Source organism: Flexivirga lutea (assembly GCF_054778955.1).
Map to the genome: position 1 here is coordinate 385929 of NZ_BAAGZB010000003.1, position 13620 is coordinate 399548.

Annotated in this window: 11 protein-coding genes; 5 read left to right on the forward strand and 6 right to left on the reverse strand. The window is 70.0% G+C overall.

Translation table 11 applies throughout. From position 1 onward, the window contains the following. Window positions 1-109: 109 nt before the first annotated feature. The 3 genes from efeB to efeU are packed head-to-tail and all read right to left on the reverse strand — an operon-like array spanning window position 110 to window position 4207. Window positions 110-1381 carry a Dyp-type peroxidase gene (gene efeB / locus ACYVBN_RS14570; RefSeq protein WP_460601149.1) on the reverse strand — a complete coding sequence of 424 codons (1272 nt, stop codon included), beginning with the start codon at window positions 1379-1381 and terminating at the stop codon, window positions 110-112. Further along, window positions 1378-2622 (reverse strand): iron uptake system protein EfeO, encoded by a 1245-nt coding sequence (gene efeO, locus ACYVBN_RS14575; RefSeq protein WP_460601150.1) that lies wholly within the window; start codon window positions 2620-2622, stop codon window positions 1378-1380. The genes efeB and efeO overlap by 4 nt, the downstream gene beginning before the upstream one ends. After that, window positions 2615-4207 (reverse strand): FTR1 family iron permease, encoded by a 1593-nt coding sequence (gene efeU / locus ACYVBN_RS14580; protein ID WP_460601151.1) that lies wholly within the window; start codon window positions 4205-4207, stop codon window positions 2615-2617. The genes efeO and efeU overlap by 8 nt, the downstream gene beginning before the upstream one ends. A gap of 120 nt (window positions 4208-4327) precedes the next feature. Between efeU and ACYVBN_RS14585 the strand changes: the two genes are divergently transcribed. Then, window positions 4328-5749 carry a xylulokinase gene (locus ACYVBN_RS14585; RefSeq protein ID WP_460601152.1) on the forward strand — a complete coding sequence of 474 codons (1422 nt, stop codon included), beginning with the start codon at window positions 4328-4330 and terminating at the stop codon, window positions 5747-5749. Window positions 5750-5825: 76 nt separating this feature from the next. On the opposite strand, the gene ACYVBN_RS14590 is transcribed toward ACYVBN_RS14585, so the two are convergent. After that, window positions 5826-5993, reverse strand: a complete 168-nt coding sequence (locus ACYVBN_RS14590; RefSeq protein ID WP_440283121.1) for a hypothetical protein — start codon at window positions 5991-5993, stop codon at window positions 5826-5828. A 252-nt stretch (window positions 5994-6245) separates the two neighbouring features. Here ACYVBN_RS14590 and ACYVBN_RS14595 point away from each other — a divergent pair, with 252 nt between their 5' ends. Genes ACYVBN_RS14595 through ACYVBN_RS14605 form a run of 3 tightly spaced genes read left to right on the forward strand, consistent with a single transcriptional unit; the run spans window position 6246 to window position 9677 of the window. After that, window positions 6246-7439, forward strand: a complete 1194-nt coding sequence (locus ACYVBN_RS14595; protein WP_440283120.1) for an MFS transporter — start codon at window positions 6246-6248, stop codon at window positions 7437-7439. A 20-nt stretch (window positions 7440-7459) separates the two neighbouring features. Next, a complete protein-coding gene (locus ACYVBN_RS14600; RefSeq protein WP_460601153.1) occupies window positions 7460-8440 on the forward strand; it encodes an asparaginase in 981 nt (326 codons plus the stop codon). A gap of 10 nt (window positions 8441-8450) precedes the next feature. Further along, a complete protein-coding gene (locus tag ACYVBN_RS14605) occupies window positions 8451-9677 on the forward strand; it encodes a winged helix-turn-helix domain-containing protein (protein ID WP_460601154.1) in 1227 nt (408 codons plus the stop codon). Between the two features lie 83 nt (window positions 9678-9760). Here ACYVBN_RS14605 and ACYVBN_RS14610 read toward each other — a convergent pair whose 3' ends face one another. Both ACYVBN_RS14610 and ACYVBN_RS14615 read right to left on the reverse strand, forming a co-directional pair. Next, a complete protein-coding gene (locus ACYVBN_RS14610) occupies window positions 9761-10438 on the reverse strand; it encodes a response regulator (RefSeq protein ID WP_440283117.1) in 678 nt (225 codons plus the stop codon). Continuing rightward, window positions 10435-12072 carry a sensor histidine kinase gene (locus ACYVBN_RS14615; protein WP_440283116.1) on the reverse strand — a complete coding sequence of 546 codons (1638 nt, stop codon included), beginning with the start codon at window positions 12070-12072 and terminating at the stop codon, window positions 10435-10437. Before ACYVBN_RS14615 ends, ACYVBN_RS14610 begins: the two co-directional genes overlap by 4 nt. A gap of 118 nt (window positions 12073-12190) precedes the next feature. Here ACYVBN_RS14615 and ACYVBN_RS14620 point away from each other — a divergent pair, with 118 nt between their 5' ends. Next, window positions 12191-13585 (forward strand): cation:dicarboxylase symporter family transporter, encoded by a 1395-nt coding sequence (locus ACYVBN_RS14620; RefSeq protein ID WP_460601155.1) that lies wholly within the window; start codon window positions 12191-12193, stop codon window positions 13583-13585. Window positions 13586-13620 lie beyond the last annotated feature (35 nt).

Genomic DNA, 13620 nt, shown 5'->3' on the forward strand with positions numbered 1-13620 from the left:
GAAACTCCCGGGCGGACACGATCCAGGGGCCGATTCCTGCGAAATTGTGTGTCCGCTCGGTGGTGTTCGTGTCCGCTCGGTGGTGTTCGTGTCCGCTCGGTGAGGAGGGCTACTGGAAGAGCTGTTCGGCGATGTAGTGACCGGTCCGCGGGGGCGGCGGGATCGCGAAGAGTCCGGAGCCGACATGCTTGACGTATTCGTTCAGCAGGTCGGCCGCGCCCAGCTTGCGCTGCAGTTGCACGAAGTGTGCCGGGTCGTTCTGGTAGCAGACGAACAGCAGCCCGGCGTCGAGCTGACCGAACTCGTTGATGCCGTCGGTGTAGTTGTAGCCACGACGCAGGATCTTGATGCCGCCGTTGTTCTCGTGGGCGGCGAGTGCGATGTGCGACGTGGGCGCGATCACCGGCTTGCCGTCCGCAGCCCTCGCGTGGAAGTGGGGTATGTCGTGCTCCGTGCGCCCGGTGAGCGGTTCACCCTCGGTCTTGCCGCGACCGAAGATGTGCTCCTGGTCGCTGACCCGGTCGGCGTCCCAGGTCTCGATGTTCATCTCGATCTTGCGGACGACCTGGTAGGTGCCGCCGGTCATCCAGTCCGCGTCCCGTAGCCAGACGTACTTGTCGAAGTCGGCGGTCGTGCTGATGTTGCGGGTGCCGTCCTTGAAACCGAACAGGTTCCGCGGCGTCTGCTGGCCCTTCCCGGCCGATGCCCGCCCGAATCCCATGACGGTCCAACGGGTTTGCACGGTGTCTCGCGCCATACGGGCCAGGTTGCGGACGGCGTGGTAGCACACCTGGGGATCATCGGCGCACACCTGCACCGACAGATCGCCGTCACTGGTGGCGGCAGCCAGGTTGTCGCTGGGCAGCTTCGGCAACGGGTGGAGCAGCTTCGGGCGCTGGGCGGCCAGGCCGAATCGATCATCGAAGAGCGAGGGACCGAGCCCGATGGTCACCGTGAGACTGGCGGCGTCGAGCCCGAGTGCCTCGCCGGTGTCTCCGCCGACTGCAGCGTCCGACGAGGGTTGCACCTGCCCGATCGGTTGTGCACTCATCAGCTGGGCACTGGCGGCGGTCCAGCGTGCGAGCAGGGACTGCAGGTCCGTCCGCAGCGACCCGTCGACCATGTCGAACGTCATGAAGATCGAGTACCGCTGGGGCGGTGTGCGTATGCCGACGGGCTCCGGCTGGTCGTAATAGGGGTACCGCGTCGTGAGGTCGATCGCATCCTTGTCCGCTGCCTCGGCAGAGTGCGAGCGGGACGCATCCATGCCCCACGAGGCGCCGACGGCGAGGGCGCCCGCCGCCACCCCGCCGGCGGCTCCCTGGAAGAGCCGTCGGCGGGGGAGGCCCGAGGTCCCCTCCGGAGTCTGTTGATCGATCAACCCGCCGTCGCCACCTTCTGCGCGATCTGGGACAGCGGGTCCTGCAGCGCCTGCACCTTCTTGCTGAGGGATGCGGCGTCGGTCTTGCGCAGCTGCGCGGTCCAGGGCTTGAATCCGCCCAGCGAGGCGCCGTCACGGTAGGGGTTGAGCGCGTTGGTGACCGCGGTGAACTGTTTGCTCACCCGGGCGGTGAGCGCCGGATCGATCCTCTGCAGCCCGGGCTTGAGGAAGGCGAACGCCTGCTGTGCGCCCTCGACGTTCGAGGCGAAGTCGGCCAGATCGGTGTGGCTGTACTTCTCCTCCTCGCCCTTGATCTTGTTGGTCTGCACCTCTTCCAGCAGACTGGCTGCCCCGTTGGCCAGATCCTCCGGCTGGTAGGTGATGCCCTTGACCAGGCCGGCGAGCTTGCTGACGTTGCCGTGCAACTCCTGGGCGTACTTCTTCGTCCGGGCGGTGATCTTCCCCTCCTGCCACAGGTCCTTCTCGATGGCGTGGAAGCCGTGCCAGCCGACCTTGGGGTCCAAATTGGACTGCCGCATGTCGATCAGGTAGTCGAGGTTGCCGGCGTTGTCGCCCGGCTTGTATCCCGGCAGGACGAAACCACCGACATCCGACTCGATCTTCTCGTAGAACGGGCGTGCCCCGGCATACGCCTTCTTGGCGGCAGCGACGTCGCCGTTGTCGATGGCGGACTGCAGTTTTGCGACGCCGGTGACCATGTCGGCGGCATTCTGGTTGACGAACGTGGCGTAACCCTTGGTGCCCTGCGCCAGGATGGTGGCCGTCGAGCCCGACGCAGCGGCAGCCGCCTTGCCGGTGACGGTGAACGGGACCGTCTCCTTCTCAGCGCCGGGGCAGTAGAGCTGGTACTTGCCGCCGGACAACGTGACCGTGAATTTCACCGGAGCGAGCCCGGGAGCGAGGTTCTCCTTCTCACCCAGGATGCGCTGATCGCTCTGCAGCTCGATCTCGGTGATCGCCGTGGCGTCCTTGTTGGTCACTGTGAAGGTCACCGGCCCGGCCGGCGCCGAAGTGTGGTCGGGTCGGCATCCATCAGCGCCGGTCAGGGTCACCTTGACCTGCGCCGCACCGCCGGACACCTTGGCCGCGGCGCTCGTCGCACCGGCGCTGGCGCCCTCGGCCGAGCTGCCGGAGGACGACGATCCGCAGGCGGCGAGCGTCACGGCGATCGCGACGGCCGCGCCGGTCCCGGCAACGTGACGGATGGGGTGGCTAAGCATGTGCTGAGCTCCTCGGGGAGTGATGGGTTGACGGTGCACCGACCCGTGTGCCGGTGCGGGGCAGCCGGCGGCGCGCACGGAACGCGACGACGGCGAGAGCGGCGCCTGCCACAAGCAGGCCGAGCGGCACGACGCGGCCCCAGAACTTCGCCGAATCACGTTCTCCGGCGAAGTGGTTCAGTGCGGCGGCGAAGTCGTCGCTGTATGCCGGACTCACCGACCAGGACGCGCTCGGGGCGGACATTCCGGCCGGCAGCGTCGCTCCCGGGGGGATGGTCAGCGTGCGCTGGGTGCTCAATCCTCCGCCGCTGAGGCTGACGCTGGCGCGTGCGGTACGCATGGCGTCATACAGCTTGCCGTGGCTGGTCCACGCCTCGACCGTGTCCGACAGCTGCCAGCTCGCGCGGTAGGGGCCGGGGTCGACACTCGGGTCGATCCCGACCGGCACCCGGCCACCGTTGAGGGCGGTCACCTGCGCCAAGGTGAGCGTCGCCGGACGCTCTGCGTCGGTCGCGGTCGGCAGTATGCCGGTGAAGTGGCGGGTGCCAACGCCCGCCACGACCGCGCGGCCCGCGGAGCGCAGCCGGATCTGCTCGCCGGCCGACCGGTGCAGCGCTCCGTCGCTGAGCCGCACCGAGCCGACCGGGCTGCCGGCGGCGTCGACGATCGGAGCCGAGGCGGGCACCTCCAGGTGGGCGGACGGCACGACGGCGAAGGCCGCGACGGCGCCAACCAGGCAGCCGCCCGCGAGGGCCAGCTTCAGGCGCACACCCTGTATGGCGCTCGGGCGGTGCGCGGCCGGCCAGAAGGCCATCAGCGCCATGGGCACGACGTAGAGGAACCAGCCGAGCACCTCGATCAGCCGGGGGTCGGCGGGTATGCCGAGCACACCGGTGAAGATGGCGCTGCGGATCGAACCCGCCGGGGCCAGCCAGTGCAGGTCGACGGTCCTGCCCTGCCCGGCGTTGAGCCAGCCGGCCTCGTGGGCGGTGCGCAGGGCGGTGACCACCAGGCCCGCGGCGACGAGGATCAGGAAGGCGCTGGTGCCCTTGAAGAACTTGCCCAGGTTGAGCGAGACACCACCGGTGTAGAGACCGATGCCGAGCAGCACCGACGCACCGATGCCGAGCGCTGCTCCCGCGATGGCGCTGGTCGTGTTGGTCGCGGCCTGGAAGGTGGCCAGCAGGAAGACGGCGGTCTCGAACCCTTCCTTGAGCACCGCGAGGAACGCCATGAGGACCATCGCCCGTGAGGTGCCTTCGCCGAGGGCGCTCCGCGCGGCCGACTCGATCTCGCCCTTGAGCCCGCGCGAGTGCGTGCTCATCCACACGATCATCCCGGTGACGAAAACCACCGCGACGGCGCCGATGACGGTCTCCATCATCTCCTGCTGGCGTTGCGGCAGGCCCGATTCGACCACCTTCAGCACGACGCCCACCGCGACACTGATCGCGACGCCGGCGCCGACCCCGATCCACATGGTGGTGAGCCGGTGGCCGTTCTTCTTCAGGAACGCTGCGATGATGCCGACGATCAACGCCGCTTCGAGGCCCTCGCGCAGGCCGATCACGAATGTCGCGAGCACGGACACCTCTCTGCGGGAATTAGGTAAGGCTCAACTAAGTGAGGTGAGCATATCCCTACCGTTCCCGCGTCCGCCACATCGGGCAGCCACTACTCTCGTGGCCATGACGCTGGGAGCCGTATGAGTGAGCCGCTGGTCGCCGGAGTGGACAGTTCCACGCAGTCCTGCAAGATCGTCGTCTGTGAGGCCGCGACCGGGCGCATCGTGCGGGAGGCGCGGGCCGGCCATCCCGACGGCACGCAGGTCGATGCTGCAGCGTGGTGGGCGGCATACGAGAAGGCACGGGCCGGTGGCCTGCTGGACGGTGTGCGGGCGATCGCCGTCGGCGGGCAGCAGCACGGGATGGTCACGCTGGACGACGCCGACGGCCTGGTGCGCGACGCCATGCTCTGGAACGACACCAACTCGGCGCCGCAGGCGGCGGCCCTGATCGACGAGCTCGGCGGTGCGCCGGCCTGGGTCGACGCCGTCGACCTGGTGCCGGTGGCCAGCTTCACCGGCACCAAACTGCGCTGGTTGGCCGAGCACGAGCCGGACAATGCTGCCCGCACTGCCACGGTGGTGCTGCCACACGACTGGCTGACCGGGCGGATCCTCAAGGACGGCAAGGCATTCGAGGGTTGGACGACAGACCGGGGCGACGCGTCGGGTACGGCGTACTGGTCACCGGTGACCGGCCAATACCGCCCGGACCTACTGCAGCGTGCCTTCGGTCGCGACGTGCAGGTGCCGCGCGTCGTCGCCCCGTCCGAGGCCGCGGGCCGGACGGCGGACGGCATGCTGGTGGCCGCCGGCACCGGCGACAATGCCGCCGCGGCATTGGGGCTGGCGATCGAGCCGGGTGACATCGTGGTGTCGCTGGGCACCAGCGGTGCGGTGTTCACCGTGCACGACCAGCCGGTCGGGGACCTCACGGGTGCCGTCGCCGGTTTCGCCGACGCGACGGGCCGCCACCTGCCGCTGCTGGCGACCCTCAATGCGGCTCGCGTGCTGGTGGCCGCGGCGCACACCCTCGACGTGGACCTCACCGGCCTCGACGCACTGGCGGCGCAGGCCCCGATCGGGGCCGGCGGCCTCACCCTGCTGCCCTACCTCGACGGTGAACGCACTCCCAATCTGCCGGCCGCGCGCGGGACGTTGGCCGGCATCACCCGTGCCAACGCGACGCCGGCGCACCTGGCGCGTGCGTATGTCGAGGGCATGCTCGGCAACCTCAAGGGCTGCATCGATGCGCTGGCGCGCAACGGCATTCACGGCCGGCGTGTGCTGCTGATCGGTGGAGCCGCGGCGGCGAGCACCGTTCGCTCGGCCGCGGCTGACATTTTCGGGGTGCCGGTGCTGGTCCCGCAGCCGGCCGAGTATGTCGCGTTGGGCGCCGCCCGGCAGGCGGCCTGGGCGTGGAGCGGCGTCGAGGCTCCGCCGGCGTGGGACGTGCCGGTCGCGGCGACCGTCGAACCGTCCGATCCGGCGGCGGGCGCCGCGGCGGCGGCCCGCTATCGCGAGCTGGTCGACGCGACACACCCGGGGGCGGTCGTCCGCTGACGTTGCGGACATGACGAAGCCGACCGGGCTGCTGTGGTGCCGGTCGGCTTGGTCGTACGGGGCGGATGCGCTGCGGTCAGTCGTCGCCGCGTTCGTAGGCGAGTTGCTCGGCATACGGCCGCATGCGCGGGAGTTCGCGCTGCTCGGACGATTGCTGGTGGGTGCGCGTCATGTGAGCTCGGTGCAACTGGTCGAGCATCCTGGAGGTGGTGCGGTGCACGACGGGGGAGGTGCGTGGTGGCATCCCAAGGTCCTTTCGCTTGCTGGCTCCGGCGGACAGTAGGTGTAACGGAGGGGTCCTCCGATTAATTCCCGGTGCGGCGAGTATTTCTGCGCGTCTCCGACCTGGTGGAACGCAACCTGAGCGCCCGGTGAGATTTTCGTCTCACGGGTGGTAAATGGGTCGCGCGTCAATATTTCGATATGGAAGTATTGAATCTGGTCGTTCTGACGACTCTCGTCCTGTTCTCCACACCTGTGAAGGAGTGACTCCCGTATGTCGTTCAGCCCCTACCAGCGCGTGTTGAGCATCAGCGATGCCCGGCGGGTGTTGCTCCTGGGTCTCCTGCTGCGGATCCCGATCGCCTCGGCCGCCGTCGTGCTCACGCTGCACGTCGTGCAGTCGCTCGGCCGCTCGTACTCGGAGGCGGGCCTGGTGGCCGCCGGAGCCACGCTGGCGATCGCCGTTTCCGGACCGTGGCGCGGGAAGCTGCTGGACCGGATGGGACTGCGCCGGGTCGTGCTGCCTTCACTCGTCGTCAACGCCGTGTGTTGGGCGATCGCGCCGTTCGCGGGCTACTGGATGTTGCTCGTACTCGCCACCGTCGCAGGGCTTTTCATCGTCCCGACGTTCTCGATCATCCGGCAGGGCGTGATCGCCGCCGTGCCCGACAGCGACCGCCGCACAGCCCTGTCGGTGGACAGCATGAGTGTCGAGCTGGCGTTCATGGTCGGCCCGGTGCTCGCCGTGTGGCTCGCCACGGCTTTCGACACCCGCTTCGTGCTCTGCGGGATCGAGTTGGCCGGTGTGCTGGCCGGCGTCGCGCTCTACGTCCTGAACCCGCCGCTGCGCGGGGCCGACCCCGAGACCGACGCCGCCGGCCAGGTCGTCCCGCGTCGCGCCTGGTTCCGGGCCGGCTTCCTGGCGATCTGTGGCGCGGCTGCGGCCTGCACGATCGTGCTCGGTGGCAGCGACGTGGCCATCGTCGCCGCCATGCGCGAATTCGACGCGGTCGGTCAGATGAGCATCGTGCTGGTGCCCTGGGCAGGTGGTTCGCTGTTCGGCGGCCTGATCTACGGCGCCGTGTCCCGTCCGGTCCAGCCGTTCCTGTTGCTGCTCGGCCTGGCGGTGGCCACCGCGCCGATGGCGCTCGCCGGTGGCACGTGGTCGCTGGCCGCGATCGCCCTGATCGCCGGCCTCTTCTGCGCTCCGACGATCACCGCCACGGTGGATGCTGTGAGCCGGGTGGTGCCGTCCGCCGCCCGCGGTGAGGCGATGGGCTGGCACGGGTCGTTCATGACCGCCGGCTCCGCCCTCGGGGCTCCGCTGGCCGGCGCAGCCATCGACTCGACCGGGTTCGGCGGCGGCTTCCTGCTGGTCGCCGCGATCGGCGCCGCCGTTGCACTGACCGGGTATGGCGCCCTGCACCTGCACCGTCGCCGCGTCGCCATGCACGCACTCGCTGCTTGAGGCCTCACTAGGGTGGTGCCGTGACCTCGGTGGCGGTGTTCTTCCTCGGCGGCACGATCAGCATGACGGGCACGGACGCGGCTGGTGCGGTGGTCCGGCTGACCGGCGCGGACCTGCTGCGGGCGCCGGAGGTGGCCGCGCTCGGCATCGAGGTCGACCACGTCGATTTCCGGGCCGTCGGCAGCTCCCGGATCGGCATCGCGGATGTGACGGAGCTGGCCGCCGCCGCGGACCGGGCGGTGCGTGGTGGCGCCGACGGCGTGGTGGTCGTGCAGGGCACCGACACCCTGGAGGAGACCTCGTTCCTGCTCGACCTGTGGTGGGGGTGTCCGGAGCCGCTCGTGTGCACCGGTGCGATGCGCAATCCGAGCCTGCCCGGCCCGGACGGACCGGCGAACCTGGTGGCCGCGTTGCGGGTCGCGTCCGACCCGGCGAGCCGGGATCGTGGTGCGCTCGTGGTGCTCCACGACGAGATCCACGCCGCGCGGTTCGTCGCCAAGCGGCACACCAGCAGCGTCGGCGCCTTCGTCTCACCGAACGCCGGCCCGACGGGGCGGGTGGAGGAGGGACGGGTCCGGTATGCCGCCAGGGTGCCCCGGCGTGCACCCATCGGCCCGCCCGTGCGCGACGTCCGCGTGCCGCTGATCGTCTCGGTGCTCGGCGACGACGGCATGCTCTTCGACGCCGTCGGGGACGCCGACGGGCTCGTGGTCGCTGCCTTCGGCGTCGGCCATCTGCGGCCCGAGATCGCCGACCGCGCCGCCGCACTCGCGCGCACGCGGCCGGTGGTGCTGGCGTCACGGACCGGTGCCGGCGCCGTGCACATCGCGACCTACGGCGGCCCGGGCAACGAGCGCGATCTGGTCGCCCGCGGACTATTACCGGCCGGGACCCTGGACGCCTACAAGGCGCGGTTGCTGCTGCTGGCCCTGCTCGCCCGCGGGTTGGACGGCGCCGAGACGGCCGCCGCCTTCGCCGAGTATGTCGGTGCGGACGCCTAGTGTCGTTCCGGTGAGCCCATCACCACGCGTCGACTCGCTGTCGGCGGCTCAGGCCCGGCGCATCGGTCTGGTCGCGCAGGGATTCCGCGACCCGCGACACCAGCCCCCGACCATGCGCACCCTCGCGCGGACCCTCGACCGGACCGGGCTGTTGCAGATTGATTCCGTCAACGTGCTGCAGCGTGCCCACTTCATGCCGCTGTTCTCCCGGATGGGTGCCTATGACGTCGGCCTGCTCGACCGTGCCGCGGGGCGTGCGCCGCGGCGGCTGGTCGAATACTGGGCGCACTGCGCGGCATACATGCCGGTCGAGCTGTGGCCGGTGATGAGCCACCGGATGCGCGACCACGCCGCCCGCGGGCACAGCTGGTTCGGCCTGCCCGACGACCCGGGCCTGCCCGAGGCGCTGCTGCGGGAGATCGAGCTGGGTGGTGCCGCGACCGCTCGCGACCTGGACGACGGGTTGCCACGCACGAAGGACAACTGGGGCTGGAACTGGTCGAAGACGAAGAAGGCGCTGGAGTTCCTCTTCTTCGCCGGTCGGCTGAGCGTGTCCCGGCGCAACGCCGCGTTCGAACGCGTCTATGACCTGCCCGAGCGGGTCATCCCTTCGCACATCCTGGCCGGTCCGGAGCCGACGCTGTTCGACGCGTCCGGCGAATTGCTCCGCCGCGCGGCCCGATCGTACGGCGTCGCAACCGAATTCGACCTGCGGGACTACTTCCGGCTGCAGACCCCGGGCAACGTGCATCTCCCGCAGGTCGGCCCGGCGCTGCGGGCCCTCGTCGAGGACGGCGAGCTGCTGCCGGTGGCAGTCGAGGGCTGGCGCCGGCCGGCATACCTGCACCGTGACGTGACGGTGCCGCGCACGGTCGAGGCGCGTGCACTGCTGAGCCCGTTCGATCCGCTGGTCTGGCACCGGGAACGCACTGAAGCGCTCTTCGATTTCTTCTACCGCATCGAGATCTACGTCCCCGAGGCCAAGCGCGTGCACGGCTACTACGTGCTGCCGTTCCTGCTCGGCGACCGCATCGTCGCCCGGGTCGACCTCAAGGCCGACCGGCGGGGGAGCGCCCTGCAGGTCCTCGGTGCGTATGCCGAACCCGGCGCCCCGCCGCACACGGCGGCCGAGTTGGCCAGGTCGTTGCGCGAACTGGCCGATTGGCTCGGTCTGGCCGACCTCGTCGTTGCCGGCCGCGGCGACCTGGCCGGGCCGCTCGCCGCGACGGCGGCGTGATCGTCTCGACCGTGGGGTGCTCACGGCGGGGTCCTCGCGAAGTATTCGGGGGAGCGCAGCGGAGGAGAAACTTCGTGGGGTGCTCAGGCCCAGCGGTACTCCACCTCCGGGCGGCCGGCGCCCGCATACCGGGAGCGCCGCACGGCCAGCCCCGCGTCGCACAGGTGCTCGGCATACCGCCGCGCGGTGACCCGGCTGACCGGCAGTTGCCCGGCGAGGTCGCGCGCGGACAGCGCGGTCGGGCTGTGCCGCAGCACGGTGCTGACCCGATCGAGCATCTCCTGGGACAGCCCCTTGGGCAGTTCGGTGGGTCGACTGGGCCGGAGCGATCCGAGCATCTGGTCGATCTCCGACTGGTTGGTGACGGACGAAACACCCTGCGCCTGCTCGACATACGCGCGATATGCCTCGAGCCGATCACGCAGGGTGCGGAAGGTGAACGGCTTCAGGACGTACTGCACGACACCGAGCGACACCGCGGAGCGCACCACCTCCAGCTCGCGAGCCGACGTGACCGCGATGACATCGGTGCGGTGCCCGGCCGAGCGCAGTGCGCGCACCACGTCGAGGCCGTGCCTGTCGGGCAGGTTCATGTCCAGCAGCACGACGTCCACCGGCCCGTCCTGCAACTGCTGGATCGCCTCGTGGCAGGTGCCCACGGTCGCGACGACCGAGAAGCCCTCCACCCGGCCGACGTATGCCGTGTGCGCCTCGGCGGCCACCGGTTCGTCCTCGACGACGAGGACGCGCAGGTCGGTCATCCGCGTTCCTTCCGATCAGTGGTCGTCAGGGGCCGGACCGGCAGCCGGACGACGAAACGGGTGGGCGGGCCGAGCACTTCGACGGTCCCACGCACGCGAGCAACCGACTGGGCGACCAGTGCCAGCCCGACACCGCGGCGTCCCGCGTGTCCCGACTCCTTGGTGGAGTAGCCGCGCCGGAACGCCTGCTCCACGTCACCGCTGAGGCCCGGTCCGTTGTCGGTGACCGTCAGTGTCGCCCAGCCGTCGCGCAGTTGCGCGTCGAAGCGCACCACCCGGTCGCCGTCCAGGTCGCTGACCGCGTCGAAGGCATTGTCGACCAGGTTGCCCACGATCGTCACCAGGTCCGCGGTCGGCGCGGCGTGCTCCGGCACCGTGGAATGCGGCGCGATCTGCAGCGTGATGCCTCGCTCGCGGGCCTGTGCGGCCTTGCCCAGCAGCAGCGCCGTGATCGCCGGCTCACCGTCGATCGCGCCGACGACCCGGTCGGTGAGGCCCTGCGCCTGGTCCAGTTCCTCGGTGGCGAAGTCGAGCGCCCGGTCGGTGTGGCCCAGTTCGATGAGGGAGACGATCGTGTGCAGCCGGTTGGACGCCTCATGGGTCTGCGAGCGCAGCGCCTCGGTCAGGCTGCGTGCGGAGTCGAGTTCGCCGGTCAGTGCGACGAGCTGGGTCCGGTCACGCATGGTCACGACATACCCCAGCGGCTTGCCGCCGGGCGCGACGCCGGCCTTGCTGACCACCAACGTCCGGCCGCCGGCGATCTGCAACTCGTCGTGGCGTGCGGTGTCGTCGGTGAGGGTGGCGATCATCGGCGCGGGCAGGCCGAGACCGGTGGCCGGCCGATCGGTGAAATCCGGTGGCAGGTCGAGCAGCCGGACGGCTTCGTCGTTGGCCACCCGGATCCGGCCGGTCAGGTCGATGAGTAGCAGGCCATCGGTGACCGCGTGCAGCACCGCGTCGTAGTAGTCGTACATCTCCTGCAACTGCTGGGCACCCAGACCGTGGGTCTGCCGGCGCACCCGGCGCGCCACCAGTGCGGTGCCGAGCCCGACCAACAGGGCGGCCAGCAGGCCAGCGCCCAAGACGGTGGGCAGCTGCTCGCGGACCTGATGGCTGACCTCCTCCTTGCGGATGCCGACCGACACCAGGCCGATCACCCGGCCGTGGTCGAAGACCGGCACGACGCACCGGCGGGACGGACCGAGCGTGCCGGTGTAGTCCTCGACCACCTGGCGGCCGGCGGCCGCCGGGCGGATGTGCCCGACGAACTGCTCGCCGATACGCGCCGGATTGGGGTGGCTGTAGCGGGTGCCGGTCGGGCTCATGACGACCACGAAGTCGGTGTGGGTGCGCTTGCGCACACCTTCGGCCAGGGGTTGCAGCGTCGCCGACGGGTCGGCGCTGTGCAGGGCGTGCACCACCTCGGGGGTGGCGGCGACCGATGTCGCGACGGCCAGCACCTGTGCGGTCGCCCGGTTCGTGCTGTACCGACGGGCCTGCAGGAAGACGCCTCCGACGCCGGCCGCGATCACCAGCAGCGCGACGACGACCTGCAGCGCGAACGTCTGCGTCGCGACCGACCAGCGACGCGGGGACCGCACGGGAACCCTGCGACGCATCGTCACCTCGCTCATGAGCACCACTCGTTGAACACAATGAACACAAACGTGACCGGCATCACGCCCCGCGCCATTGTCGTGCAGGTCGCCCGGGCCAAGGGCGAGGACCGGGACACGACATGTGGGAGAAGTGATGAGCACACCAGCGCAGCACACCGTCGCGAGCAGCCCGCCGGGGCCTGCGCGCAAGGACCGCACGCACTATCTGTATGCCGCCGTGGTGATCGCGATGATCGCCGGCATCGCCGTCGGCATCATCTGGCCGGACTTCGGCGTCGAGCTCAAATGGCTGGGCACCGGATTCGTGAATCTCATCAAGATGATGATCTCACCGATCATCTTCTGCACGATCGTGCTCGGCATCGGGTCGGTCCGCAAGGCGGCCGCCGTCGGCCGCATCGGCGGCCTCGCACTCGGCTACTTCCTGGCGATGTCGACGGTCGCGCTGGCCATCGGCCTGCTGGTCGGCAACATCGTGCACCCGGGTTCGGGCCTGCACCTGACCGCGCAACTGGCCGCGACCGGCCATCAGCAGGTCGACAGCGGCAGCGGCGGCACCGTCGACTTCGTCCTCGGGCTGGTGCCGGACACCTTGGTCTCCGCGCTCACCTCCGGGTCGGTGCTGCAGACCTTGGTGGTGGCCCTGCTGGTCGGCTTCGCCCTGCAGAAGCTGGGCAGCGCCGGCGAACCCATCCTGGCCGGCATCAAGCACTGCGAGCGGCTGGTCTTCCGGCTGATGCAGATGATCATGTATGTCGCCCCGGTCGGGGCCTTCGGAGCGATGGCCGCCGTCGTAGGCGCCACCGGCTGGAAGGCCCTGCAGGGCCTGGCCGTGGTGATGATCGCGTTCTACATCACCTGTTTCCTGTTCGTGTTCGGCGTACTCGGCTCGATCCTGTGGGTGGTCGCCCGGGTCAACGTCTTCTCGTTGCTGCGCTACCTGGGGCGCGAGTTCCTGCTGATCCTGTCGACGTCGTCCTCGGAGTCGGCGCTGCCACGGCTGATCGCCAAGATGGAACACCTGGGCGTCGCCCGACCGGTGGTCGGCATCACCGTCCCGACCGGCTACTCGTTCAACCTGGACGGCACCGCGATCTACCTGACGATGGGTTCGCTGTTCATCGCCGACGCACTGGACAAGCCCTTCAGCCTGGGCCAGCAGATCTCGCTGCTGGTCTTCATGGTCATCGCGTCCAAGGGCGCCGCCGGCGTCACCGGCGCCGGCCTGGCGACCCTGGCCGGTGGCCTGCAGTCACACCGTCCGGACCTGGTGCAGGGGGTCGGCCTCATCGTCGGCATCGACCGGATGATGAGCGAGGCACGGGCGCTGACCAACTTCGCCGGCAACTCGATCGCCACGGTGCTGGTCGGGCACTGGACGCACAGTCTGGACCGGGTGCAGATGGAGGCGGTGCTGAGCGGAACGGCGCCGTTCGACGAGAGCATGCTCGACCAGGCCGCGGAGTCCACCCGTGCGGCGGCTGCCGACACACCGCCGCAGCGGGACGAACTGGTCACCGCCGGCTGACGGCGCCCGTGACTGTCCCGTGACTCCTGCTGGCC